Genomic DNA, 24510 nt, shown 5'->3' with positions numbered 1-24510 from the left:
TTCGCGCTCCCCCGTAAGACTTCGCGTCAATAAGGATCCGGTAGGACGCACCTAAACACGATCGGCCGCCGCCCGCTAGAGGGCGACGGCCGATCAAGCTGTGACCTGCAGTTTTGTCGACTACTTGCCCGAGGGGCCGACCTTGACCGTCATCGTGGAGCCGTCGCGCGGCTCGCCGACGATGGAGATCCGGGTGTTGGTGTCAGAAACCTTGACACTTCCCGTCGGGTTCTCCTTGTACCAGTAGGTGCCCTTGCGGTCGTCGAAGGCCGGGACGCCCAGCGACGGCTTGATCTTCAGCGCCACGTCCGCGTTGTGCAGCGTGAAGCCCTTGTTCGGGTACCAGCTGAACGGCGCGTCGAAGGGCTGGATCTTGTTGCGCAGGAGCGAGCCGTTGGTCCACTTCAGCGGCTTGGCGTGGGAGTCCACCGGAAGGATCAGACCCTGGCCCGGGTGGACCGAGGTGTTGTTGTCCTTCTGGGAGGTGTCCCACAGCCACACCATCAGGCCGTTCTGGTACGCGTAGTGCTCGACCCAGTCCGGACGGCTGGCGGAGAAGCCGAAGTTGTACGGGCCGACCTCGAGGGTCTTGTCGTACGAGACGTACTGGCGGTTCTCGGCGAGGTAGTACTGCGGGTAGTCGTTGGTGAACGACTCACCGATCCGCGAGAAGCCCTTGGCGGTCCAGCCGTTGTCGTCGCCCTCGGCGTTGTCCGTGAAGAGCACGGCGCCGTCGGCGGTGACGGTGATGGCGTCGGCGGTGAAGCCCTTGCCGCCCGCGCCGCCGTCCGTCTGGTAGCGGAAGCGCAGGTCGATCTTCTTGCCCGCGTAGGCGTTCAGCGGGTACGAGAGCTTCTTGACCGCGCCGGAGACGTCGGTCAGGGCCGGCTTGTCGCTGGCGTCACGCGGGATGGCCATGCCGTCCGCCGTGCCGTCGAGCGCGGTCCAGGAGGAGCCGCCGTTGTCCGAGACCTCGGTGTAGAGGTAGTCGTAGTCGGCCTCGATGTCGTACCAGCCGGACAGGTCCAGCGAGGCGGACGTCTTGCCGGTCAGGTCGACCGAGCGGGTCAGGGTGTTCGACAGGTCGTCGCCCATGTCGCTCCACCACTGCTTCGAGCCCTCGGCGGGCTTCGCCACGGTGGTGGTGACTTCCTTGTCGGGAAGCTCGACGACGAGCGCCTGCTTGTCCTTGGTGTTGTACTCCGAGACACCCAGCTTGTGGGTCGACGCCGTCGCGGCCTTGGCCTTGTCGTAGTCGAGCCAGCCCAGCTGCAGCTTGTCCCAGGCGGTCATGTCGCCGGGGAGGTTGCCGATCTGGCCCTTGCCGGTGCCGAGCCAGGAGCCCGCCGACATGAGGGACCAGAAGCCGACCGAGTTCTCGCCGCCGCCGGAGGTGTCGTACAGGTCCGGGAGGCCCAGGTCGTGGGCGTACTCGTGGGCGAAGACGCCCAGGCCGCCGTTCTCGGGCTGCGCGGTGTAGTCACCGACCCAGATGCCCGTGTCACCGATCTCGGCGCCACCGGCCTTGTTGTTCGCGGGGCCCGTCGCGCCGGCGTTGGTGCCGTAGGCGTACCAGCGGTGCGCCCAGATGGCGTCGGAGCCCTGGGCTCCGCCACCCGCGGACTGGTCCTCGCCGGCGTGGACCAGCTGGAAGTGGTCGATGTAGCCGTCGGGCTCGTTGAAGTTGCCGTCGCCGTCGAAGTCGTAACGGTCCCACTCGTCGTACTGCGCCAGGTCGGCCTTGATCTGGGCCGGTGTGCGGCCCTTGGCCTTCTGGTCCGCGGCCCAGGCGTTGACGCCGTCGCGGACGGTGTCCCAGACGTTGGCGCAGTTGGTCTGGCCGCAGTAGTCCGAGCCGTAGCGGGCCTCGTTGTACGGGACCTTGACCCAGTCGGAGACCTCGCCGTCGACCGAGTAGCGCCCGGAGGACGTCTTCTCGTAGTACGTCTTGAGGGAGTCCTTGCCCGCGCCCTGACCGAAGTACAGCTCCTGGAAGTGGGCCTGGTTGTAGTCGGCCTGCCAGGCGGTGCTGTTGTCCTTCTTCGGGTCCGGCTTGGCTATCTTGTTGTGCAGGGGGCCGGGCGTGCCGGCGTACTTCTTGACGGGCGGCTTGGGGCCCTCGCCGTCCGGGTCGAACATCGTGGTGTTGTCGACCTTGTCGCCGAACTCCACGAGGATGGTGAAGATCTTGTCGGTCTTCTCCCGGCCGAGCTCGACGTACTTGCTCTTGCCGAGCTGGACGACCTTGGAGCCGCCTCGGGTGGTCACCTTCTTGTCCCCGGACAGCACCTGCTCCAGCGCGGCCTGACGCTGTGCGTCCTGCTCCTTGCTGAAGGGGCCTTCCAGGTCGTGCTCGTGCGCCTTGACCGGCGCGGGGTCGCGCCGGTCGACGCTGGAGGCGCCGGATGCCGACGCCCCGTCATACGCCTGCGCGGTGGCGAAGGCGGATGCCGTCGCGGCGGTGGCGGCCAGGGCCACGGCTACCGCGGTGGCGCGCAGCGCTCGTCTCTGAGTGGTCACTTGATGCAGTCCTCCCCGGCGTTCGCGTCCGCGGCCTGGAGTGAATCGGAGCCGCGCGCGATTAACGCGTCACAAGTGACGACATTCGATCGGAGTTATGAGAGAAAAGACAGATCTTGACTTGCGTAGGCCAAGTGCACTATATGGGAGCCCGGTTCCGCTATCCGGACGGGCATCCGGGCCGGCTGCCCGCCCGACCGGCGCGCCGAGTCCCGCCGCCGTCGACAACGTGACTCCGTGCGCCCCCCGTGCACCGGTACCGTGGGTAAGGTCACGCTTACTACCGGTCCCCCACGGGCATCCACCGTCGTAGAGTCGATTGACAGTGCGAACGTGTTGAGCGACTTCCCCATACGACGCCCCGAGGACGGATACCGCCATGCCGCATCCGACTGCCGCTCAGTTCTCCTACGGTTCGGCCACCGTCGTCTTCTCGGCGTTCGCCATGCTGCTCCTGTCCGGCACGGAGTCCGGCATCGGGGTCGCCGCCGTCTGCGCCGCCGCGCTGGCGCTGGGCATCCTGGTCGCCCTGACCGTGCCGCTGCCCACCCGCGCGAAGAGGACCCCGAAGCTCACGGCACCCTCGGCCGCCGCCGCCCGGACGCACCGCACCGTCGAGGACATCGAGCTGGCAACCGCGCGGCGCGAGCACGTCGGCGAGCACTCGCTGCACCGCTGAACAGCGCGTCTCAGCGCGTACTGACGACCACCGTCCTGCCCGCCTTGTCCTCAAGGGTCTGCCGGTAGGGCTTGCTGGTGAACATCAGTACGATGTTGATCAGCCACCACAGGCACGGACAGCACAGCAGCGCCGGGACCCACAGCACCGCGGCCCGCATCAACGAGGAACTGGTGTCCGGCACGGATCCGTCGTTGAGCATCGCCACGCGCATCTTCAGCAGCCGCTTGCCCGGCGTCCGGCCGTCCTTGTGCGTGAAGTACGTGTCGTAGGCGACGTACAGCACGAGCGCGATCAGCGACCAGACCAGCTGATGCCCGCTGTAGGCGTCCCCGACGGCGTTGCCGAAGTCGTCGTCGTCGTCCGAGACGTCGACCGCCCCGCCCCAGGGCAGCGAGATCAGGTACAGCGGGATCGAGATGATGAGGAAGTCGATCAGCCGCGCCAGGATCCGCCTGCCCGGTTCCGCGAGCGGCGGCATGCCCGCCAGCGGATCGGCGCCGCCGTAGGGACCGCCGCCGTAGGGGTCGTTCGGCGGCGGAGGCGGTGGCGGCCCTCCGCCGTAGGGCGAACCGGGCGGTGGCCCCTGCGGCGGCCGCTTGGAGAAGGGGTCGTCCCCGGGCGGCTGCCCCGGCGGCGGAGGCGGTGGTTCGTTACTCATGGGGGCAGTGCACCCCGGTCGGCCGTGCCCCGCAACGGCTGAGGTGCTTTCGGGGGACGGCCCGTCAGCACACGGGCGTACGACCGGTCTCAGCCCGCGACGAACGTGCGGGCCGCCTTGTCGTGCCAGCACTGACGCCACGGCCGGTCGACCAGGCACCAGAGCACATTGACCACGCCGACGACGACGAGAGCCAGCACTCCGTAGACCAGCCAGCGGCGCAGGGCGGCGCCCAGGGAGGGCGAACCGTGGGACTCGATGTCACGCACCTCGAGACCGCACAGCCGCTTGCCCAGCGTCCGGCCCCACTTGGCGGTGGGCAGGGCCTCCAGGACGAAGCCGAGCACCAGGAACGCGGCGAGCACCCCGCCGAACAGGCCGGCCGTGGTGGAGTCCAGCAACCAGACGGTGACCGTCTCGCCGGACTGCTCGGCCGCCTCGATCTTCCGGTCGATGTGCTCCATGGCGCGGGTGACCAGCGGAAGCGCGACCGCTCCGACGAGCGCCCCCAGGACGACCGTGTCGACGAGGCGCGCGGCCAGCCGCCTGCCGAGCCCGGCGGGCCGGGCGGATGCCTGAGCACGCGCCAGCTGCTGGAAGGGATCGTCCGCCGGCGGCTTCCAGGGCACGACGGGCTGCTGCTCGGGACGGCCGCCCTGCTGCTGGGACGGCATCGGGCTCTGGGGGCGCGGCTGCAGCGGACGGGCAGCCTGCTCCGGCCGGGCGGTCTGCTCCGGCCGCGCGAGCTGGTGTGCCTGCTGTGCCCAGGACGCGGAGCCTCCACCGGGGCCGGGTGTCAGAGGCGTGTTCAGTCCCGGCGCCTGCGGGGCGTGCGGTGTCTGCGGCGCGGAGGGCCGCGCCTGCTGCGGAGCCGGAGCCGGGGCGGAGGGCTGCGTGGTGGCGCCGGGCCGGACCGCGCGGATCGCCATCGTCCCGTCGGCGCGCACCGGGCCCTCCTCACGAGGGCCCGGGGCGCGGGCCGCCGCGCCCGGCCCCGTCGCGCCGACGGCGGCCCCGCCGCCCGAGGGGGCCTCGCCGGGCTCCTGCCGACGGCCGGCGGGACCGCCGTCACGCATGCCCGGCAGGGCGCCCCGTGTCGGATCGGGAGCGTCGGCCGGGGCGGGGCCGGCAGGCGCCCGGTCGGCCGGGGGCGCGGGCTGCGCGGAAGAGGCGGGGACCGAGGGGTCGGGCGTACGCGGATCCTGGCCGCCCCACGAGACGAGGCGGTCCCGGTCCCCGCCGAAGCCGGTCTGCCGGGAGGTGTCCGCCTGCCACGCGGACGCGGGCAGGGGCCGCCCGGGGGCGTCGGGCCCGCCGGTGGCGGTCCCCCGCACACCGTCGGCGCCGGCCGTCCCCCGCACCTCGTCGAAGTACATCGGCCCGGTCTCCTCGACCGGGGCGGCCGGACGCCGCGGAGCCGCGTCCGCCGGTGCGGCGGGCTGCGGCGCGGGGTCCGTCACGCTCTGGGCGGGTGCGGGCCGGCTCGTGCCGGGGACCCAGGAAGCGCCGTTCCAGTACCGGACGTATCCGGGAATGGACGGGTCGGGGTAGTACCCCTCGCTGGGGCGTTCGTCACCGGGTGCCGGGGTTGGGGCGCTCATCACCGTGGTCCCGTATCTCTTCGAGTCCTCAATACAAGGGTCCACATCTATCAGACCACCGAGCACCCCCGGGCCGGTCCAGTCGTTTGGACCACTTTCCAGGTCGGGGGAAGTTTTTCTGGGAAGTCGCGTCATAGACGTCCGGGAGGGCGCTCTCTCCCCGTGCGGGCCGGTCACGGGACCGGGCCCACGAGCATCGGAAGGTCGTGCACCCTCATGCAGAACGCCGTGGAACGCGAGCTGGAAGTGAAGCTGGTCCTGTCGCCCGAACGGTCCGTCCCCGTGCCCGCCCGCCTCTCCTACGTCACCGACGACCCGTACGCGGTGCACATCGTCTTCCACATCGGCTCCGACTCCCCCGTGCACTGGACTTTCGCCCGGGAACTGCTGGTGGAAGGGGTGTTCCGGCCGTGCGGGCACGGCGACGTACGGATCTGGCCGACCAAGGTCGGTGACCGGGCCGTCATCTGTTTCGCCCTCACCTCGCCCGACGGGAACGCCCTGCTGGAGGTGCCGTCCGTCGCGGTGACCGCCTGGGTGGAACGCACCCTGCGGGTGGTTCCGCCGGGCACCGAGAGCACCCTGCTCGGCCTGGACGGCGCCCTCGCCGAACTGCTCGCCCCGCTCCCGGCCGACGACCTGTGGATGAGTGATCCCTGGTCCCAGGACGAGACCCCGGACGGTGATGCCTGACGGCGGTGCGGGGGCCGTCAGAACAGCTTGCCGGGATTGAGCAGTCCCAGGGGGTCGAAGGCCGCCTTGATCCCGCGCTGCACCTCGACACCCACCTCGCCCAGTTCACGGGCGAGCCATTCCTTCTTGAGCACGCCCACGCCGTGCTCTCCGGTGATGGTCCCGCCGAGTTCGAGTCCGAGCGCCATGATCTCGTCGAAGGACTCGCGGGCCCTGCGGGACTCGTCGGCGTCGGTGTGGTCGAAGCACACGACGGGGTGGGTGTTGCCGTCGCCCGCGTGGGCGCAGACACCGATGGTGAGGCCGAACTTCTCCGCGATGGCGGCCGTGCCCTCGATCATCGCCCCCAGCCTGGAGCGCGGCACGCAGACGTCGTCGATCATCGTGGCGGACTTGACCGTCTCCAGGGCGGGCAGCGAGAGCCGGCGCGCCTGGAGCAGGAGTTCGGACTCGGCGGCGTCCTCGGCGGGCACGACCTCCGTGGCGCCGGCCGTGACGCACAGCTCTCCGACGGCGGCGAGGTCGGCGGCCGGATCGGGCGTGTCGAAGGCGCAGAGCAGCAGCGCCTCGGTCGATTCGGGGAGGCCCATGGAGGCCATCGCGTTGACGGCACGCACGGTCGTACGGTCCATCAGTTCGAGGAGTGACGGGGTGTGTCCCCGCTCCATGATCCGGCACACCGCGTCGCAGGCGGCTGCCGCGGAGGGGAACTCGGCGGCGAGCACGAGTTGCTGCGGCGGCTGGGGACGGAGCGCGAGCACGGCTTTGACGACGATGCCGAGGCTGCCCTCGGAGCCGACGAACAGCCGGGTGAGGTCGTATCCCGCGACGCCCTTCGCGGTGCGGCGGCCGGTGTTCAGCAGCCGTCCGTCGGCCAGGACGACCTCCAGGCCGAGGACGTATTCGGCGGTGACGCCGTACTTCACGCAGCACAGCCCGCCGGACGCGGTGCCGATGTTGCCGCCGATGGTGCACATCTCCCAGCTCGACGGGTCCGGCGGGTAGTACAGCCCGTGCTCGTTGACGGCCCGGGACAGTGTCGCGTTGACGACGCCGGGTTCGACCACGGCGATCCGGTCGACGGGGCTGATCTCGAGGATCCGGTCCATCTTGACCAGGGAGAGCACGATGCAGCCGTCGGAGGCGTTGGCCGCACCCGACAGGCCCGTCCGCGCACCCTGGGGCACCACGGGAACCCTGAGCGCGGTCGCGGTCCGCATGACGTGCTGGACCTCCTCGACCGTGCGCGGCAGCACCACGACCGCGGGGCTGCCCGCCTCGCAGAAGCTCGCCATGTCGTGGGCGTACGAGGCGGTGATGTCCGGGTCCGTGATCAGGGCCTCGGCCGGGAGACCCGCGCGCAGTCGTTCGAGGAGAGCGTCCATGATCCAAGCGTGACACCCAGGGCCAATGGTGTGAACCCGTCTGCGCCGACGTTCGTCCAGCGCGATGCGATCTTCGTACTGACGCACAGTGATGGCCATGGATGCCATGCCGCAGCAGAACCAGGAGCAGCCCGCCTCCACCCTGCCGCCCCAGGGTGCGACGTCCCTCCCTCCGCCTCCCGCGTCGGTGCGCACCACGCTGCGCCGCGCGGCGGTCGGCGCGATGGCCGGTGCCGTACTCGTGGCCGGTGCGGTGATCGCCGTGCCCGACGGCTCCGATGAGGCCGCGCCCCCCTTGCCCGGCCCCGTCGCGCGGGCCGAGACCGCTGCGGCGGCGGGCTCCCCGGCATCCCTGTCCGACCTGACGGCTCTCATCGGCGACCGGCAGAAGTGGGTGGAGACCCACCCGTCCGACGCGCCGTCATGGGCGGTGCTCGGCACGGCCTACGCGGAGTGGGGACGGAGGTCCGCCGACGCGGCGTACTTCACCCGGGCCGAACAGGCGCTGCAGCGCTCGCTGGCGGCCCAGCCGGGCGAACGCGGGAACACGGCGGCCTGGGTGGGGCTGGGGGCGCTGGCCAACGCCCGGCACGACTACCTGGCGGCGAAGAAGTGGGGCGAGACGGTGCGCGCACGGTCGCCGAGGACCTGGACGGCGTACCCGGTCCTGATCGACGCCTACAACGGCCTCGGCGAGTACGCCGCGGCCGCCAAGGCGACGGAGAAGTTCGCGTCCCTGCGCAAAGGCGCCCCGGCCCTGGCCAGGACGGCCCAGATGTACCGCAACCAGGGCTGGCGCGAGGACGCCCTGGCGACGGCCCAGGAGGCGGCGGACCGGGCCTCGGCGCCCGCCGAGAAAGCGGCGGCCCTGCACCGGCTCGGCGACCTGGCCGCGGAGCGCGGCGAACCGGCCGAAGCCCTGGCGCAGTACGACGCGGCGCTGCGCACGGACCCCGGACACCTGGCGTCCCGCGCGGGCCGGGCCCGCGCACTCGTGGCGCTGGGCCGCACGGACGAGGCGCAGACGGACTACCGGACGGTGACGGCGAAGCTGCCCCGCCCCGAGTACGTGCTCGAACTGGGCGAGCTGTACGAGTCGCTGGAGCTGGACGGCGACGCCCGCACCCAGTACGAGAAGCTCCGCACACTCCTCGCGCAGGCCAAGGCCGCCGGAGTCGACGAGTCGCTGACCGAGGCCCGCTTCGAGGCCGACCACGGCGACCCGGAGGCGGCGGTGGAGCTGATGCGCACCGAGTGGGCGTCGCAGCGCCGCAGCGCCGAGATCGCGGACACCCTGGCCTGGTCGCTGCACCGCGCGGGGCAGTCGGAGGAGGCGATGCAGTACGCCGATCAGGCCGTGGAGACGGGCGTGCGGGACGCCTCGTACGCCTATCACCTGGGTGCGATCGAGGCCGCCCTCGGCCAGGACGGGCCGGCCCGCGGTCATCTGGAGGAGGCCCTGCGGACGAATCCGGACTTCTCGCCGCTGGCGGCCCCCCTGGCCCAGGAGGCACTGGACTCGCTGGGTGATCCGGACGCGGGCGGCCCGGCGGACATGCGGCCGCCGCCCGAGACGGAGCCCACGCCCTCGGCTTCCGCCCCGGTGAAGCCGGAGCCCACGCCCGATCCGACGCCGGAGTCCGGGGCAGGACAGAAGCCGGAGCCGACGCCGTCGGCGGCCCCGTCGCCCCGTGCGGCGAAACCGAGCGCGTCGGCGAGCGCGTAGACGGCGCGAAGGGTGCCCTCCTCCCGTCCGGGAGGAGGGCACCCTTCGTGCAGGTCCAGGTCCGCTCGGGCCTGGGGTCCGAGCCCGGCACGATCCGAGCGAGAGACCCTAGAGGTTGCCGCGCTTCTCCTGCTCGCGCTCGATGGCCTCGAACAGCGCCTTGAAGTTGCCCTTGCCGAAGCCCATCGAGCCGTGACGCTCGATCATCTCGAAGAAGACCGTCGGCCGGTCCTGGACCGGCTTGGTGAAGATCTGCAGCAGGTAGCCGTCCTCGTCGCGGTCGACCAGGATCTTGAGCTCGCGCAACGTCTCCACGGGGACCCGGGTCTCGCCCGCCCACTCGCCCAGTGTGTCGTAGTAGGAGTCCGGGGTGTCCAGGAACTGCACGCCGGCCGCGCGCATCGCCCTCACGGACGCCACGATGTCGTTCGTGGCGAGCGCGATGTGCTGGACGCCCGCGCCGCCGTAGAACTCCAGGTACTCGTCGATCTGCGACTTCTTCTTCGCGATCGCCGGCTCGTTGATGGGGAACTTCACCTTGAGCGTGCCGTCGGCGACGACCTTCGACATCAGGGCGGAGTACTCGGTGGCGATGTCGTCGCCGACGAACTCCTTCATGTTGGTGAAGCCCATGACCTTGTTGTAGAAGGTCACCCACTCGTTCATCCGGCCGAGCTCGACGTTGCCGACGCAGTGGTCGATGGCCTGGAACGTGCGCTTGGCGGCCGGCTCCACGATCGGCTCCGCCGCGACGTAGCCGGGGAGGTAGGGGCCGTCGTAGCCCGAACGCTCCACGAGCGTGTGGCGGGTCTTGCCGTACGTGGCGATGGCGGCCAGCACGACCGTGCCGTGCTCGTCCTTGACCTCGTAGGGCTCCGTGATGCCGGTCGCGCCGTGCTCGACGGCGTAGGCGTACGCCTTGCGGGCGTCGGGGACCTCGATGGCGAGGTCGACCACACCGTCGCCGTGGGCGTGCACGTGGTCGGTGAGGAAGGTGCCCCATTCCGTGGACGCCTTGACGACGGAGGTGAGGACGAAGCGGGCGGAGCCGTTGGTCAGGACGTAACTCGCGGTCTCGCGGCTGCCGTTCTCCGGTCCGGAGTAGGCGACGAGCTTCATGCCGAAGGCGGTCGAGTAGTAGTGCGCGGCCTGCTTGGCGTTGCCCACGGCGAAGACCACCGCGTCCATTCCCTTGACCGGGAAGGGATCGGCCTGCCGGGCGGTGTCGGGGGTGGTGTGCAGAGTCTCAGTCATGTCCGAAGGTTCCCGCCGCTTCGCAAGGTGCGCAACAGTTCGCGCATCCACTGGTCAATGTGCCCAGCCTGACGCCAGGATGGGCGGACCATGTGTACAGCCTGACCATCGGGAGAAGGATCATGGCGATCGATCATCTGGACGGCCGGCTCATCCTGCTCCTGGCCCGTGAGCCCCGTATCGGTGTACTCGAGGCGTCCAGGCGGCTCGGGGTGGCGCGCGGCACCGTCCAGGCGAGGCTGGACCGGCTTCAGTCGAATGGCGTCATCCGCGGCTTCGGCCCCGACGTGGACCCCGCGGCACTCGGCTACCCCGTCACCGCCTTCGCCACTCTGGAGATCAAGCAGGGGCAAGGAGCCGACGTACGGGCCCACTTGAGTGGCGTTCCGGAGGTGCTGGAGCTGCACACGACGACCGGGCACGGGGACATGTTCTGCCGGCTGGTCGCCCGCTCGAACGCCGATCTCCAGCGGGTGATCGACCGCGTGGTCGGCTTTGATGGCATCGTCCGGGCCTCCACGGCGATCGTCATGGAAAACCCGGTACCGCTGCGTATTATCCCGCTGGTTGAGCAGGCTGCAGAGGACACCGACTGAGCCTACGGAGCAACATGTGAACTTCTGGGAGTATGTGGGCACCCGCCACCAGCAACTGCTCACCGACACGTATCAGCACGCCAGCGCCGTCTTCCAGTGCATGGTCATCGCCACTCTGCTCGGCGTCCTGATCGGTGTCGTCAGCTACCGGAGCGGCTGGGGCGGCTCCCTGGCGATCACCTCCACCTCGGCGATCCTCACGATCCCCTCGCTCGCCGCGATCGGCCTGTTGATCCCGCTGGTCGGCCTCGGGGTCCCGCCCACCGTGATCATCCTGACGCTGTACGGGCTGCTGCCCATCGTCCGCAACTGCATCGTCGGGCTGCGCGGTGTCGACCCGACCCTCGTCGACGCGGCGAAGGGCATCGGGATGTCCCGGACGCGGCGCCTGCTCAAGGTGGAACTGCCCCTCGCGTGGCCGCCCATCCTCACGGGCATCCGGGTCTCCACCCAGATGCTGATGGGGATCGCCGCCATCGCCGCCTACGCCTCGGGCCCCGGACTCGGCAACGAGATCTTCCGCGGCCTCGCCTCACTCGGAAGCGCGAACGCCATCAACCAGGTCCTCGCCGGCACCATCGGCATCGTCATCCTCGCTCTGCTCTTCGACGCCGCCTACGTCCTCCTCGGGCGGCTGACCATCCCTAGGGGGATCCGTGCCTGAGACCGCCACCGGGCCGACGGAGTCGACCCCGGAACGCACCACCGCCTCGGGTGCCACCATCCAGCTCGAGAACCTCAGCAAGTCCTATCCCGGCAGCCCCGCCCCGGCCGTGGACAACGTGTCCATGGACATCAAGGCCGGCGAGACCGTGATCCTCGTGGGGCCCTCCGGCTGCGGGAAGTCCACCACACTGAAGATGATCAACCGCCTGATCGAGCCGACGTCCGGGCGGATCAGGATCAACGACGAGGACGTCACCGACATGGACCCGGTGAAACTGCGCCGGAAGATCGGTTACGCGATCCAGTCCTCCGGTCTCTTCCCGCACATGACGGTCGCGGAGAACATCGCCCTCGTGCCGAAGATGACCGGCTGGTCGAAGTCGGGTGTGAAGGACCGGGTCGAGGAGATGCTCGACCTGGTCGGGCTCGACCCCCGGGAGTTCCACGGGCGCTATCCGCGCCAGCTCTCCGGGGGACAGCAGCAGCGCGTGGGGGTGGCGCGCGCCCTGGCCGCGGACCCGCCCGTCCTGCTGATGGACGAGCCCTTCGGGGCGGTGGACCCGATCACCCGGGACCACCTCCAGGACGAGCTGATCAGGCTCCAGCACGAACTGCACAAGACGATCGTCTTCGTCACCCACGACTTCGACGAGGCCATCAAGCTCGGCGACCGGATCGCGGTGCTGCGGGAGCGTTCGCACATCGCGCAGTTCGACACCCCCGAGGCCATCCTCACCAACCCGACGGACGACTTCGTCTCGGGATTCGTCGGTGCGGGCGCCGCCCTGAAGCGGCTCAACCTGACCCGTGTGCGGGACGTGGGCATCGCCGACTTCCCCACGGTCACCGTCGAGGACCCGCTCCAGTCGATCTTCAACAAGCTGCGGGACGGCGGGCACAACGAACTGCTGATGCTGGACCGCCGCAACCGCCCCTACAAGTGGCTGCGGCGCGGCGACCTGATGCGGGCCAAGGGGTCGCTCGCCCGGGCCGGGCAACTGGTGCACGACACGGTGACCCGGGACGCGACGCTGCACGACGCACTGGAGGCGGTGCTGACCGACAGCGGTGGCCGGGTCGCCGTGACGGGGCGGCGCGGTGAGTTCATCGGCGTCGTCGACATGCACACCCTGATGAACTCCGTCCAGGAGCTCCTGGAGGCCGACCGGCTCACCGCGATGGAGCACGAGCACGACCTGGAGGAGCTGCGCGTCCACCAGACGGAGCAGGAGCTCGAGGGAGGTGACGGCGGGCTGTGACCCCCAGTCATCAGGCACCTCCCAAGGGGGCGCGGCCACCCGGAGAACACGACGTGAAGGGCCACGCGTTCCGTGACGAGGAAGCGGAGCCGCCACCCCCGCGGTCCGCGCCCGCACGACGCATCACCTGGCAGAAGCTCGTGGTGGTACCGGCGGTGCTCGCGGTCGTCCTGGTCGCCACGTATATCTGGATCTCCAACGTCGAGCTCGACTCGGTCGCCGAGAACTCGATCGCGGGCGACATCGTCGAAGTGCGCTGGTGGCAGCACGTCAGGCTGACCGCGATCTCCACCTTCTGGGTGCTGATCATCGCGATCCCGCTCGGCATCGCCCTGACCCGGCGCGGCCTGAAGAAGGCCGCACCCGGGGTCACGGCCCTCGCGAACATCGGCCAGGCCACCCCTGCGATCGGGCTGCTGGCGCTGCTGGTGATCTGGCTGGGCATCGGGCCGTCGACCGCGATCGTCGGCATGGTGATCTACGCGGTGCTGCCGGTGCTCTCCAACACGGTGGCGGGGCTGAACTCGATCGAACCGACGCTCGTCGAGGCCTCCCGGGGCATCGGCATGTCGGCGATGGGCACGCTCACCAAGGTCGAACTGCCGCTCGCGGTCCCGCTGATCCTTGCGGGTGTGCGGACGGCGCTGGTCCTCAACGTGGGCACGGCGACCCTCGCCACCTTCGGGGGCGGCGGCGGGCTGGGCGACCTGATCACCTCCGGGATCCAGACGCAGCGCATGCCCGTGCTGGTGCTCGGTTCCGTGCTGACGGTGGTCCTCGCACTGCTGGTGGACTGGCTGGCCTCGCTGGTCGAACTGTGGCTGACGCCGCGCGGACTGGAGGAAGCGTGAGGATGCGAACGGGCCTCGCATCGGTGGCCGCGCTCGCCCTCGTGCTCACGGGGTGCGGGCTGAAGAGCGGATCGCCGCTGGTGGACGAGGTGGTACCGGGGTCGGTAGGTAAGGGGCAGCCCCTCAAGGGCGCGTCCCTCACGGTGACCTCGAAGAACTTCAGCGAGAACATCATCCTCGGCAACATCATCGGCCTGATCTTCAAGGCGGCCGGCGCCGAGGTGCTGGACCGCACGAATCTTCCGGGGTCGATCAGCGCGCGTGAGGCGGTCGTCAAGGGCGAGGCGGACGCGCTGTACGACTACACGGGCACAGCGTGGATCACCTATCTGGGTCACGCCGAACCGATCGTCGACCCGCAGAAGCAGTGGAAGGCGGTACGCGACGAGGACATCGGCAACGGGGTGACCTGGCTCCCGCCGGCGACCCTGGACAACACGTACGCCCTGGCCATCAGCAAGAAGAACAACGCGAAGTACCACCTGAAGACGCTGTCGGACGTGGCAGCGCTCGCCAAGAAGGACCCGAAGGCCGTGACGCTCTGCGTGGAGAACGAGTTCGCCTCGCGCGACGACGGGCTGCCCGGCATGCAGAAGAAGTACGGGATGAAGCTGCCGGCCGCCAACATCCAGAAGATGGACGCCGGGATCATCTACACCCAGGTCAACAAGTCCAACTCCTGCCTTCTGGGCGAGGTGTACACCACGGACGGCCGGATCAAGGCGATGAACCTGGACGTGACACAGGACGACCTGCAGTTCTTTCCGAACTACAACGCCGCGCCCGCCGTCCACACGGCGACCCTCGACAAGTATCCCGAGATCGCGGGGATGCTGGCGCCGGTGACGAGGAAGCTGACCACCGAGCTCGCACAGGAGCTCAACTCCAAGGTGGACGTGGACGGCGAGGACCCGCACGAGGTGGCCAAGGACTGGCTGCTGAAGGAAGGATTCATCAAGGAGGGCTGAGCGGGACGCACCACAGCCCTCGCCGAAGCCGGGGCCTCCACCGCAGTGCGCGGAGGGGGTTCCGGCTTCGGCGTGCGGGTCCCGTGTGGCGCCGCATGCCCGTGGTCCGCGCGGCCCCGCGACCGGCATCCAAAGAAGTCGTTGCAAAAAACCTGTTGCAAAGCAGTCTTTGCAACCTTACGGTCGCCTCATGACGCCGAACGATCCGGTGGACCGCACGTCCCCGTACTCCGACGACCCCGAGCTCCACCACGTCGACGCCCGCACCCTGCGCGGCCTCGCCCACCCGCTGCGCATCCGGCTGCTGAACGCTCTCCGGGAGTTCGGACCCGCCACCGCGTCCGGGCTCGCCGACCGTCTCGGCGAGTCCAGCGGCGCCACCAGCTACCACCTGCGGCAGCTCGCGGCGTACGGCTTCGTCGAGGATGATCCGGAGCGCGGCAAGGGGCGCGAGCGGTGGTGGAAGGCCGCCCACACGGGGACCGTGTTCGGGGCCGCCGCCGACTTCACCCACCACGCGGACCCCGAAGTGCGGGGCGCCATAGGGGTGGTGCTCCACGAGGTCGCGACCACGCACGCCCAGGAACTGAACACCTGGCTCGGGACCATGCACGAGTGGCCCGATGAGTGGCAGCGGGCGATGGACATCAGCGACTTCAAGTTCCGGCTCACCCCGGAACTCGCCCTGGAACTCGCCGGGAAGCTGCACGAAGTGATGAGCAGTTACCGGGGCCGCGTCCCCGACGACGCCGAAGGGGCGGGTGTCATCCGCACCCACCTGCACATGTTCCCGCGCTCCACCGACTGAGGGGACCACCGCCGTGCACTGCGACATCCATCATGTGCTGCACACCCTGCGCGCCGCCGAACTCCACGACGCGGCAGCCGCGTTCCGCCCGACGCGGACCGGCCTGCGCCACCGGATGGGCTGGACCATGATCGAGCTGGGCCTCAGGCTGACCCAGACCTCGCCGGCCCCGGCCCGTACCGTGCGGGCGGTCTGACGATGGGCGGGCGAGATCGGGCCCTGCGGCACCGCACGCCGCTCGCGGCCGTCCTGGCGGCCAACTCCATATCGACGGCGGGCACATCGCTCACCCTGATCGGTGTGCCGTGGTTCGTCCTGGAGACCACCGGCAGCGCGGGCCGGGCCGGTGTGGTCGCCTTCTGCGCGACCCTGCCCATCGTCGTCGCCGCCCTGGTCGGCGGGCCGGTCATCGACCGGCTGGGCCGGCGCCGCGTGGCCGTGGGATCCGACGCGGTCTGCGGCGCGGCCGTCGCCGCCGTCCCGCTGCTGCACTACGCGGGCGTGCTCGAATTCTGGATGCTGTGCGCCCTGATGGCGCTGAACGGACTGGCCCACACCCCCGGCAACACCGCGCGCTACGTCCTCGTGCCCGATCTCGCCGAACACGCGGGCACCACGCTCGCCCGTGCCGCGAGCCTCTTCGACGCGGTGTCGCGCGGCGCCCGTATGGTCGGTGCGGCACTCGCGGGCGTGCTCATCGCCGTCGTCGGCGCCGAGACCGTGCTCCTGCTGGACGCCGCCACCTTCACGCTGTCCGCCCTGCTGGTGGCGGCCGGAGTGCGCGGGGTCCGCGCGGCCGAGCCCCGCAAGGCCGCGGCCCCCGTCTCGCTGCGTACCTACGGCAGTGAACTGCGTGAGGGTTACGCCTACTTGCTGGGCAACCGGCTTCTGCTCGCCGTCGTCGTCATGGTCATGTTCATGAACGGCACGGACCAGGGCTGGAACGCCGTCCTGCTGCCCGTGCACGCCGAGGCGGAACTGGGCGGGGCCACCGATCTCGGCCTGCTCACCGCGCTGTTCGGGGCGGGCGGGCTGACGGGCGCGCTGCTCTACGGCGCGGTCGGCCACCGCTTCTCGCGGCGGACGGTGTTCACGGTGTGCGTGATGCTGTGCGGAGCGCCGAGGTTCGCGGTCGCGGCCCTGACAGGGACGACGCTGCCGCTGGCGGTCACGATGGCACTGGGCGGTGTCGCCGGGGGCATGCTGAACCCGATCCTGACGACGATGACGTACGAGCGCGTCCCGGAGGAGCTGCGGAGCCGGGTTTCCGGTGCGCTCACGGCCGGCTGCGAGCTCGCGATGCCGGTCGGCGGCCTCGCGGCGGGGCTCCTGGTGGAGAGCACGGGTACGACGGGGGCGCTGCTGGCGATGGGCGGGGTCTACTTCCTCGCGACGCTGAGCCCGCTGGTCTTCCCCGCCTGGCGCTCCATGGAGAGCCCCGGGCCGCAGGTCAGCAGCTCGGTACCTTGCCCCCCTGCTCAAGCGCCCGCAGCGAGGACACCGCGTTCTTCAGTGTCGTGACGGGGATCAGCCGCAGGCCCTCGGGGCGCTCGGACTTCGCCTGTGTGCACTCCGCCTTCGGGACGAGGAAGACGGTCGCGCCGTCCCGCCGGGCGGCCTGTGTCTTCAGGGAGACCCCGCCGACCGCGCCGACCGCGCCGCTGGGCTCGATGGTCCCCGTGCCGGCGACGGTGCGGCCGCCGGTCAGGTCGCCGCCCGAGCCGTCGCCGACCAGCTTGTCGACGATCCCCAGCGCGAAGAACAGGCCGGCGCTGGGCCCGCCGACGTCCTCCAGGTGCAGGGTGATGTCCACCGAACCGGGCGACCTGTCGAGATAGTTCAGGGCCGCGTCGACGGCGGCGTTCTGCGACTTCTCCATGTCCTGGAGGTTGTGCCGCTCGATCTCCTTCTCGGAGCCGCCGGTCGGGTAGACCGAGTCGCGCGGCATGACGGCGCGGTCCCCGCGGAACCAGCTGTCGACCACACTCGCCACCCGGACGTCGGCCGTGGGCGAGGTCGCCAGGATCGTCGTCATCCGCAGCTGACCGTCGGTGGTGCGGGTGGGCGCGCCCTTGATCGTGATGACCGGCTCGCCCTTGCTGTCCCCGAGGACGTTCGCCGTGGTACCGGGCTGCGCCACGGTGAACGGCAGCGGCGCGAAGGCTGCCGCACCGAAGAGCGCCAGAACGGGCAGCGCGCAGAGGGCGAGGGCGCGGGGGCGTGAGAGACGAATGGCCACCCGCCCAATCTAGCCGCCACGCGCCTCCGCCTCCGCCCGCCCCGGTGTGACCTGGGCGGCACCCCTCACCGAAGGGCGTCCGCGACCTCCCGGGCGGCGTCGAGCACCCTGGGCCCGACCCGTTCCGGCACGGCGTCCGCGAGCATCACGACACCCACGCTGCCCTCCACCCCGGAAACCCCCACCAGAGGCGCGGCGGCTCCGCAGGCCCCCGCTTCCAGCTCGCCCTGGGTGAGGGTGTAGCCGGGATGGTCGACGGTCTTCTGCCGGGCGGTGAGAATGGCACGGCCCGCGGCTCCCCGGTCCAGGGAGTGGCGGAATCCGGCCCGGTAGGCCACGTGGTAGTCGGTCCAGGTCGGCTCGACCACAGCGACCGCGAGGGCGTCCGCACCGTCGACCAGCGTGAGGTGGGCGGTGGCTCCTATGTCCTCGGCAAGGGAGCGCAGCGCGGGCAGCGCCGCCTCCCGGACGAGTGGGTGCACCTGCCGCCCCAGGCGGAGCACCCCGAGCCCCACTCTGGCCCGGCCGCCCAGGTCGCGCCGGACGAGGGCGTGCTGTTCCAGGGTGGCGAGCAGTCGGTAGACCACCGTGCGGTTCACGCCGAGTTTGTTCGACAACTCGGTGACGGTGAGGCCGTGGTCGGTATCGGCGAGCAGTTTGAGGACACGCAGTCCCCGGTCGAGCGTCTGAGAAGTCTCCGCGGTCACGACGCCCTCTCCCTCGTGGTGAGCGGGGCGGTTGTCTCTCCGGAGATGCCGACGCCGGTCCCGCGGCGACGCACCGAGAGGCCGCCGACTGGCCATGGCACCGGCTGCGCTCCGCGGCCACACTGCCACGGGGCGTTCATGTTTCGGGGACATTAGCGAGCGGGTCCGCTCAGCGGAAGACCTCGTCCAGAATCCGGTCTCCCTCCTGAACGCGGCGGCATAACCGCCGGTCAGCGGGAAACCGTCCGGAACGCGAACATCTACGCGCGTCCATGTCGGGTGACTTCACGGCGACGCTCCGTACAACACATGTGAACGCGTGTTAACTCACCGTGAAATATGTGCCGAGAAATTTTCCCGCATCGCGCACACACCCGGCGCCTGCCCCGCCCCGCGCGCCCCGGCGCACCACGGGTACGAGCCCGGCGCAGGCCGCGCCCGCGACACGGAGCGGGCCCGGCGCGGAGTGTCCCCGCACCGGGCCCTCAGTTCCCCGACAGCCTGCCGGTCACCGCATCCGGGTGGCCCATTCCTGGACCTTCTTGATCCGGTCCTGGATCTGCCCGGCGGTGGCCTCCGCGCTCGGCGGCCCGCCGCAGACCCGCCGCAGCTCGGTGTGGATCACACCGTGCGGCTTGCCGCTCTGGTGGGTGTACGCCGACACCATCGTGTTGAGCTGCTTGCGCAGCTCCAGCAGCTTCTTGTGCGTGACGACGGGCCGGTCCTCCGCGGCCTTCTCCAGGAGATCGGCTTCCGCGGCCGGCTTCTGGCGGCTGTGGGCGATCTGCCGGGTCTGCCGTTTCTGGAGCAGCAGTTGCACCTGGTCGGGTTCGAGGAGGCCCGGGATGCCCAGGTAGTCCTGCTCCTCCTCGCTGCCCGGGTGCGCCTGCATGCCGAACTCGGCCCCGTCGTACAGCACCCGGTCGAAGACCGCGTCGGACTCCAGCGCCTCGAAGGGCAGCTGGTCCTCGGTCTCCTCGTCCTCCAGCTTCTCCGCGTCGGCGAGGAGCTGGTCCTCCTCCGCGAAGGGGTTCTCCTCGTCGCTGCCCTTCTTCGGCTTGTCGAGCACGTGGTCGCGCTCGACCTCCATCTCGTTCGCAAAGTCGAGCAGCATGGGGATCGTCGGCAGGAACACCGAGGCGGTCTCGCCGCGCCGCCTCGACCGCACGAAACGTCCGACGGCCTGGGCGAAGAACAGCGGGGTGGAGATGGTCGTCGCGTACACGCCGACCGCGAGGCGCGGCACGTCGACGCCCTCGGACACCATCCGGACCGCGACCATCCACCGCGACCCGTCCTGGCTGAACTTGTCGATGTTCTTCGACGCGGCCTTCTCGTCGGAGAGGACCACGGTCGGCTTCTCCCCGGTGACCGACTTGAGGATCTTGGCGTAGGCGCGCGCCGACTCCTGGTCCGTCGCGATGACCAGGCCACCCGCGTCCGGAATGCCCTTGCGCACCTCGGTGAGCCGCTTGTCGGCTGCGGCCAGCACGTTGGGGATCCAGTCGCCGGTCGGCGCGAGTGCCGTACGCCAGGCCTGCCCGATGGCGTCCTTGGTCATCGGCTCGCCGAGCCGGGCCGCGATCTCGTCACCGGCCTTGGTGCGCCAGCGCATGTTGCCGCTGTAGCTGAGGAAGATCACGGGGCGCACGACACCGTCGGAGAGCGCGTTGCCGTAGCCGTACGTGTAGTCGGCCGAGGACCGCCGGATGCCGTCGTTGCCCTCCTCGTACGCCACGAACGGGATCGGGTTCGTGTCGGACCGGAAGGGCGTACCCGTCAGGGCCAGGCGCCGGGTCGCCGGGTCGAACGCCTCCTGGCACGCCTCGCCCCAGGACTTCGAGTCACCGGCGTGGTGGATCTCGTCGAGGATCACGAGCGTCTTGCGCTGCTCGCACCGGTTGCGGTGCAGCATGGGGCGCACGCCGACACCGGCGTACGTGATCGCGACCCCGTGGTACTCCTTGCTCACGGGTCCCGCGCTGTACTCGGGGTCGAGCTTGATGCCTATGCGGGCCGCGGCCTCCGCCCACTGCTTCTTCAGGTGCTCGGTGGGCGCCACGACGGTGATCTGCTGCACCACGTGGTGATGCAGCAGCCATGAGGCGAGGGTCAGCGCGAAGGTGGTCTTCCCCGCGCCCGGCGTCGCGACGGCGAGGAAGTCGCGCGGCTGGTCCTGGATGTACTTCTCCATCGCACCCTGCTGCCAGGCTCGCAGCTTCCCGGCGGTGCCCCAGGGGGCCCGGCCGGGAAAGGCGGGTGAGAGGTGGTGGGAGGCGGTAGTAGTCACGGTCTCCGGTTCGGGGCACTCGGGTACGTGGGGCGCTGTCCGCACGGACCGGGACGGGCACGTACGCGATACGACAACCGGGCCACCCTACCGGCGGGCGGGTCCGGACCTCGTATGAACAAGCCGCCGTCCGGTACCTCTGAGACCCTCTTCACAGGCGAGGCCCGAGTCACCGGCGAGCCCGGGACAGCCCTCAGGCTTCCTTCACCCGGCTCGCCACCCACACCCCCACCAGCGCCACCGCCGCCATCGGCAGGAAGACGACGGTGAAGGCGCCCGGATGCGCCGCCGCCGTACCGCCGTCCACGGCGCCGTGCGCCACCGCTCCCACCGCGCCACCGCCGAGGGCCGCGAACGCCGCGCCCCCAGCCGCGAGCAGCAGCACGTTGGCCAGACCGTCCGAGATCTGGAGCGCCGCCGAATTGGCCCCCGCCTCCTCCGGGGCCGACAGCTTCAACAACAGCACGCTGGTCGCCGCGATCACGATGCCCATGCCGAAACAGCCGACGCCCCACACCACCGCCAGGGTCCACACCGGCACCGACTCGATCAGCACGCTCGGTGCGGCGCTGATGGACAGGGCGACCAGCACCATGCCGGCCACCATCAGCCTTCCCCCGTGCGGCTCCATCCGGGGCCGGGCCAGCACGTACGAACCGAGCGCCCAGGTCAGACCACCGGCCGCCAGGGAGAGCCCAGCCAGGGTCGGGGACAGTCCGCGCTGGGTCACGAGCATCAGCGGGACGAAGGACTCGGCCACGATGAACGACCCCGCCGAGATCCCCCGCAGCAGGATCACGGCCGGCAGACCGCGCGCCGCCCGCACCGTCCCCCGGGGCAGCAGCGCGCGCACGGCCGGCACGAGAAGTGCCGCGCCGACGGCGGCGGGCAGCAGCGACGCCCAGCGGAGTTCCTGCCCGGCGAACTGCAACAGCCCCGCGCCCAGCGAGATACCGAGCGCGAGCCGGATGCGCCGCCGGTCGAACGGCTCCGCCGCTGCCCGTTCGTCGGCCGGCCCGCCGGCCATCCGCCGTATCGCGGGCAGCGCGAGGCCCAGCGGCAGGAGGATGAGCACCGGGATGCCGACGAAGACCCAGCGCCACCCGAGGTGCTCGGTCACGGTCCCCGAGGCGAGCGGCCCGACGACGGACGGGACGATCCAGGCCGCCGAGAACCCGGCCATGATGCTCGGCCGGATCCGCTCCGGGTAGGACCGCCCGATGACCACGTACAGCGCCACGATCACCAGACCGCCGCCGACACCCTGGACGGCCCTGCCCGCGATGAACATCCACATGCTCCCGGCCGTACCGGAGAGCAGCAGCCCCGCCCCGAAGGCCCCGATGCCGGTGGCGAGCGGGGCGAGCGGCCCCCGGCGGTCGGCCCACTGCCCGGAGAGGACCATCGCGAAGAGGCTGGTGGTGAAGTACGCGGAGAACGCGAACGCGTAGAATGGGATGCCGTCCAGCTCCCGGGCGGCCACCGGCATCGCCGTACCGACGGCGGTCGCCTCGAAGGCGATGAGCAGGACGACGGACACGATGCCGATGCTGAGCGCCCTGTACGTACGCCCGAGCACGCCTTCCGCCAGGGCGGGTACGCCGGACCTCGCGGTGGTCTCCACGAGGGTTGCGGTGACCTCGGCGTCACGGGGTTCCAGGGCAGTCATGAGCCCCAGAGTAAGGGGCGATAGGCCGGGTGACCCCTGTCGGAGGGCGGGTATCGAGCTGGTCCCTTCGACGTACGACCGAGGCTCCTGAGACGGGCCGGCCCGGTGTCGGCCACCGCGGCGGCCCGCCGAACGTGAACGCGGTGTGGCAGTCGCGTTGCGGCCCCCACGACACTCTTGAGGCGGCCCCGCCCGGCCCGTACGGTCGACAGCAGATCAAGAAACGCACGGCCGTGTGCCCGAGAGGTTCAGGGGCTCGACTGCAACTCGAGTTACACCGGTTCGAATCCGGTCACGGCCTCCAGTGGGAGAACCAGAAGAGAGGGAACGGCCGCCTCCAGGACTTGGGGGCGGCCGTTCCCGTTTCCGTGCGCGCATGTCCGGAGGACCACCGGACCGGCTCCAGGTGGGCCGGTCCGGCGAGAGAGGCGCTACTTCGGCGCGAGTACGGGAGACTCCGGCAGCCCGCCGTTGCTCTCACAACCCAACTCCTGCGCCATAGCGAGAGAGACGGAGTGGACGACGGTGGCGTACGCGTCCTTCAGCGCCCCGGCGTCACCCCCGGGCTCCGTGGGCATTCCGCCGAGCTCGACGTTGACGGCCACGTGCGCCGGTGATCCCTGGAAACCCGACAGCTCTCCGCTCCGGCACGCGAAGTCGACGAACGCCCCGTCCACCGCGGCGCCCGACCTCTCCCCCATGTCCAGCACGGTGTACTTCGACGCCGGCGCGGCGTCACCGGGCCCCGCACCCAACAGGTTCCAGATGATCCGGACTTCGACGTCCTTCATCCCCTCGGGCGTGTGGATCCGGCAGATGTCACCGTCGCTGCTCGTGGACCCGGTGAACGTCTTCTTCAAAGCCCGTGCGGCGTCGGCGACCGTGGCCTTCGCGCCCGACTCCTCGAATTCGGACGAGCCGGTGATGGCCTCCAGGCCCTTACCTGCCCCGGCGGAGATCGCGGCACCGCCGCAGAGCTCCTCCGGCGCCACGGACTTCGCTGCGGCGGCCGGCTCCGTGCCGCTCTCGCCGTCACCGCCGCCGGAGCCACAAGCGACCGCACCCGCTATCAGGGCAGCCGCGACGCCCAGGCCGGACAGCGACCTTGGTCTTCTCCTCCCTGGTCAGCTCCTCGACCCTCTCCTTGTGCTCGTCCACGGAGTTGTCGGAGATGTCTCCGATCACCTGCCCGATGACCTGCTCGACCGCGCCACTGGCGGTGTCCGTCGCCAGCGGGATGAGGACCGCGGCCGCGCCCACGGCCGCGGTCGCCGGGAGGAACGCGACACCGGCCGCGACACCCGCGGTTGCCCCGAACTCGATCCAGCCGGACCGCTTCGCCACAGCCTTCTCGTAGTCCTCGTGGGTCTTGAGGTTCGTGGCCTCCACCTGGTCCGCCCGCGACTGGTCGAGCATGCCCTGCACCTCGGCGCCGACGTGCACCGTGGACCTCGCGGCACCGGTGTCGATCTTCCCGTCGGGTGCCACCTGGGCCTCCAGCACACTGGTGCTGTAGACCTGCTCGGCCTTGGGCAGGGTGGCGTAGGCGTCCGGGTGCTGCCCCAGAACGCTCAGGAACCCCCGTGCGACGTCCCTGCCGTTGCGCTCCGGGGAGTGGGAGAAGTCGAGGTGGCCCGCCGGGTTCTTGCACACGCTCTGCGCCGAGTTTGCGCAACTCAGGCCCCCACTGGTCGGCGAAGACCTTGTGGTGGGAGGCGGTGGCCAGGTTGAGACCAAATGTACGTCGGCGGCCTCTTCGGAGGCATCGTGGATCTGCTTCTTGACCCTCCCAAGCTTGGTTTGCGCAGCGTTGGCCGCTTCGCCCTCCCAGTCGTAGTCCCATAAATTCTTCTGGACTGTATTCGCGCACTTCCGCTCAACCGTCCGCCAGGACTTGGGGGCGGCCGTTCCCTTGTGCGCTACGCAGGGTCCAGCGAG

General features: G+C 70.5%; 21 protein-coding genes, 1 tRNA gene and 1 pseudogene. 12 read left to right on the top strand and 11 right to left on the bottom strand.

Annotation, left to right across the window (positions count from 1 at the left end; all coding sequences use genetic code 11):
• Window positions 1-120: 120 nt before the first annotated feature.
• Complete coding sequence (locus tag OG206_RS20405) at window positions 121-2520, bottom strand: immune inhibitor A domain-containing protein (protein ID WP_327118116.1); 2400 nt, start codon at window positions 2518-2520, stop codon at window positions 121-123.
• A gap of 379 nt (window positions 2521-2899) precedes the next feature.
• Between OG206_RS20405 and OG206_RS20400 the strand changes: the two genes are divergently transcribed.
• A complete protein-coding gene (locus OG206_RS20400) occupies window positions 2900-3199 on the top strand; it encodes a hypothetical protein (protein WP_327118114.1) in 300 nt (99 codons plus the stop codon).
• Between the two features lie 10 nt (window positions 3200-3209).
• Here OG206_RS20400 and OG206_RS20395 read toward each other — a convergent pair whose 3' ends face one another.
• Both OG206_RS20395 and OG206_RS20390 read right to left on the bottom strand, forming a co-directional pair.
• The gene (locus OG206_RS20395) at window positions 3210-3860 is read right to left on the bottom strand and encodes an RDD family protein (RefSeq protein WP_327118112.1); all 651 of its coding nucleotides are present in this window, start codon (window positions 3858-3860) and stop codon (window positions 3210-3212) included.
• 89 nt (window positions 3861-3949) lie between these two features.
• Window positions 3950-5461 (bottom strand): RDD family protein, encoded by a 1512-nt coding sequence (locus tag OG206_RS20390; protein ID WP_327118110.1) that lies wholly within the window; start codon window positions 5459-5461, stop codon window positions 3950-3952.
• Window positions 5462-5677: 216 nt separating this feature from the next.
• Here OG206_RS20390 and OG206_RS20385 point away from each other — a divergent pair, with 216 nt between their 5' ends.
• Window positions 5678-6154 (top strand): SsgA family sporulation/cell division regulator, encoded by a 477-nt coding sequence (locus OG206_RS20385; protein ID WP_327118108.1) that lies wholly within the window; start codon window positions 5678-5680, stop codon window positions 6152-6154.
• 17 nt (window positions 6155-6171) lie between these two features.
• Here the strand turns inward: OG206_RS20385 and OG206_RS20380 are convergent, their stop codons facing one another.
• The gene (locus OG206_RS20380) at window positions 6172-7539 is read right to left on the bottom strand and encodes an FAD-binding oxidoreductase (RefSeq protein WP_327118106.1); all 1368 of its coding nucleotides are present in this window, start codon (window positions 7537-7539) and stop codon (window positions 6172-6174) included.
• 97 nt (window positions 7540-7636) lie between these two features.
• Here OG206_RS20380 and OG206_RS20375 point away from each other — a divergent pair, with 97 nt between their 5' ends.
• On the top strand, window positions 7637-9265 hold the full coding sequence (locus tag OG206_RS20375) for a tetratricopeptide repeat protein (RefSeq protein WP_327118104.1): 1629 nt from the start codon (window positions 7637-7639) through the stop codon (window positions 9263-9265).
• A gap of 108 nt (window positions 9266-9373) precedes the next feature.
• On the opposite strand, the gene hppD is transcribed toward OG206_RS20375, so the two are convergent.
• On the bottom strand, window positions 9374-10519 hold the full coding sequence (gene hppD / locus OG206_RS20370; RefSeq protein WP_327118102.1) for a 4-hydroxyphenylpyruvate dioxygenase: 1146 nt from the start codon (window positions 10517-10519) through the stop codon (window positions 9374-9376).
• A 122-nt stretch (window positions 10520-10641) separates the two neighbouring features.
• Between hppD and OG206_RS20365 the strand changes: the two genes are divergently transcribed.
• The 8 genes from OG206_RS20365 (at window position 10642) to OG206_RS20330 (ending at window position 17188) form a co-directional block, all read left to right on the top strand.
• Window positions 10642-11115 carry an Lrp/AsnC family transcriptional regulator gene (locus OG206_RS20365; protein WP_205020046.1) on the top strand — a complete coding sequence of 158 codons (474 nt, stop codon included), beginning with the start codon at window positions 10642-10644 and terminating at the stop codon, window positions 11113-11115.
• Between the two features lie 16 nt (window positions 11116-11131).
• Window positions 11132-11779 (top strand): ABC transporter permease, encoded by a 648-nt coding sequence (locus OG206_RS20360; RefSeq protein ID WP_327118098.1) that lies wholly within the window; start codon window positions 11132-11134, stop codon window positions 11777-11779.
• Window positions 11772-13040, top strand: coding sequence for an ABC transporter ATP-binding protein (locus OG206_RS20355; RefSeq protein ID WP_327118096.1), 1269 nt, complete (start codon window positions 11772-11774; stop codon window positions 13038-13040). The genes OG206_RS20360 and OG206_RS20355 overlap by 8 nt, the downstream gene beginning before the upstream one ends.
• A complete protein-coding gene (locus OG206_RS20350) occupies window positions 13037-13891 on the top strand; it encodes an ABC transporter permease (RefSeq protein WP_327118094.1) in 855 nt (284 codons plus the stop codon). The genes OG206_RS20355 and OG206_RS20350 overlap by 4 nt, the downstream gene beginning before the upstream one ends.
• Before the next feature lie 2 nt (window positions 13892-13893).
• Window positions 13894-14859 carry a glycine betaine ABC transporter substrate-binding protein gene (locus OG206_RS20345; RefSeq protein ID WP_327118092.1) on the top strand — a complete coding sequence of 322 codons (966 nt, stop codon included), beginning with the start codon at window positions 13894-13896 and terminating at the stop codon, window positions 14857-14859.
• 190 nt (window positions 14860-15049) lie between these two features.
• Complete coding sequence (locus tag OG206_RS20340) at window positions 15050-15667, top strand: ArsR/SmtB family transcription factor (protein ID WP_327118090.1); 618 nt, start codon at window positions 15050-15052, stop codon at window positions 15665-15667.
• 13 nt (window positions 15668-15680) lie between these two features.
• Window positions 15681-15863, top strand: coding sequence for a hypothetical protein (locus tag OG206_RS20335; protein WP_327118088.1), 183 nt, complete (start codon window positions 15681-15683; stop codon window positions 15861-15863).
• A gap of 2 nt (window positions 15864-15865) precedes the next feature.
• The gene (locus tag OG206_RS20330) at window positions 15866-17188 is read left to right on the top strand and encodes an MFS transporter (RefSeq protein WP_327118086.1); all 1323 of its coding nucleotides are present in this window, start codon (window positions 15866-15868) and stop codon (window positions 17186-17188) included.
• Here the strand turns inward: OG206_RS20330 and OG206_RS20325 are convergent.
• The 4 genes from OG206_RS20325 to OG206_RS20310 form a co-directional block, all read right to left on the bottom strand.
• Window positions 17118-17906, bottom strand: coding sequence for a S16 family serine protease (locus OG206_RS20325; RefSeq protein WP_327118084.1), 789 nt, complete (start codon window positions 17904-17906; stop codon window positions 17118-17120). The two genes, OG206_RS20330 and OG206_RS20325, sit on opposite strands and share 71 nt — an antisense overlap.
• Before the next feature lie 65 nt (window positions 17907-17971).
• Entirely contained in the window at window positions 17972-18613 is a 642-nt protein-coding gene (locus OG206_RS20320; protein ID WP_267075409.1) for an IclR family transcriptional regulator, read from the bottom strand.
• Window positions 18614-19121: 508 nt separating this feature from the next.
• Window positions 19122-20903 (bottom strand): DEAD/DEAH box helicase, encoded by a 1782-nt coding sequence (locus OG206_RS20315; RefSeq protein ID WP_327118080.1) that lies wholly within the window; start codon window positions 20901-20903, stop codon window positions 19122-19124.
• Window positions 20904-21096: 193 nt separating this feature from the next.
• The gene (locus OG206_RS20310) at window positions 21097-22572 is read right to left on the bottom strand and encodes an MFS transporter (protein WP_327118078.1); all 1476 of its coding nucleotides are present in this window, start codon (window positions 22570-22572) and stop codon (window positions 21097-21099) included.
• Window positions 22573-22801: 229 nt separating this feature from the next.
• Between OG206_RS20310 and OG206_RS20305 the strand changes: the two genes are divergently transcribed.
• Window positions 22802-22876 (top strand) — tRNA-Cys (locus OG206_RS20305).
• A gap of 127 nt (window positions 22877-23003) precedes the next feature.
• Here the strand turns inward: OG206_RS20305 and OG206_RS20300 are convergent.
• Both OG206_RS20300 and OG206_RS20295 read right to left on the bottom strand, forming a co-directional pair.
• Window positions 23004-23564, bottom strand: a complete 561-nt coding sequence (locus tag OG206_RS20300; RefSeq protein ID WP_327118076.1) for a hypothetical protein — start codon at window positions 23562-23564, stop codon at window positions 23004-23006.
• A 109-nt stretch (window positions 23565-23673) separates the two neighbouring features.
• A pseudogene (locus OG206_RS20295) lies at window positions 23674-24219 on the bottom strand (hypothetical protein); the annotation flags it as partial.
• Between the last annotated feature and the right edge of the window lie 291 nt (window positions 24220-24510).

It is taken from the genome of Streptomyces sp. NBC_01341 (assembly GCF_035946055.1).
GTDB lineage: Bacteria > Actinomycetota > Actinomycetes > Streptomycetales > Streptomycetaceae > Streptomyces.
This window is presented reverse-complemented; position numbering and strand designations above follow the sequence as displayed.

What these genes read in the sequence shown, in the direction of transcription:
- OG206_RS20400 (WP_327118114.1), top strand. Translation starts at nt 2,900, where the DNA reads ATGCCGCATCCGACTGCCGCTCAGTTCTCCTACGGTTCGGCCACCGTC.
- OG206_RS20395 (WP_327118112.1), bottom strand. Translation starts at nt 3,860, where the DNA reads ATGAGTAACGAACCACCGCCTCCGCCGCCGGGGCAGCCGCCCGGGGAC.
- OG206_RS20390 (WP_327118110.1), bottom strand. Translation starts at nt 5,461, where the DNA reads ATGAGCGCCCCAACCCCGGCACCCGGTGACGAACGCCCCAGCGAGGGG.
- OG206_RS20385 (WP_327118108.1), top strand. Translation starts at nt 5,678, where the DNA reads ATGCAGAACGCCGTGGAACGCGAGCTGGAAGTGAAGCTGGTCCTGTCG.
- OG206_RS20380 (WP_327118106.1), bottom strand. Translation starts at nt 7,539, where the DNA reads ATGGACGCTCTCCTCGAACGACTGCGCGCGGGTCTCCCGGCCGAGGCC.
- OG206_RS20375 (WP_327118104.1), top strand. Translation starts at nt 7,637, where the DNA reads ATGGATGCCATGCCGCAGCAGAACCAGGAGCAGCCCGCCTCCACCCTG.
- hppD (WP_327118102.1), bottom strand. Translation starts at nt 10,519, where the DNA reads ATGACTGAGACTCTGCACACCACCCCCGACACCGCCCGGCAGGCCGAT.
- OG206_RS20365 (WP_205020046.1), top strand. Translation starts at nt 10,642, where the DNA reads ATGGCGATCGATCATCTGGACGGCCGGCTCATCCTGCTCCTGGCCCGT.
- OG206_RS20345 (WP_327118092.1), top strand. Translation starts at nt 13,894, where the DNA reads ATGCGAACGGGCCTCGCATCGGTGGCCGCGCTCGCCCTCGTGCTCACG.
- OG206_RS20340 (WP_327118090.1), top strand. Translation starts at nt 15,050, where the DNA reads ATGACGCCGAACGATCCGGTGGACCGCACGTCCCCGTACTCCGACGAC.
- OG206_RS20330 (WP_327118086.1), top strand. Translation starts at nt 15,866, where the DNA reads ATGGGCGGGCGAGATCGGGCCCTGCGGCACCGCACGCCGCTCGCGGCC.
- OG206_RS20310 (WP_327118078.1), bottom strand. Translation starts at nt 22,572, where the DNA reads ATGACTGCCCTGGAACCCCGTGACGCCGAGGTCACCGCAACCCTCGTG.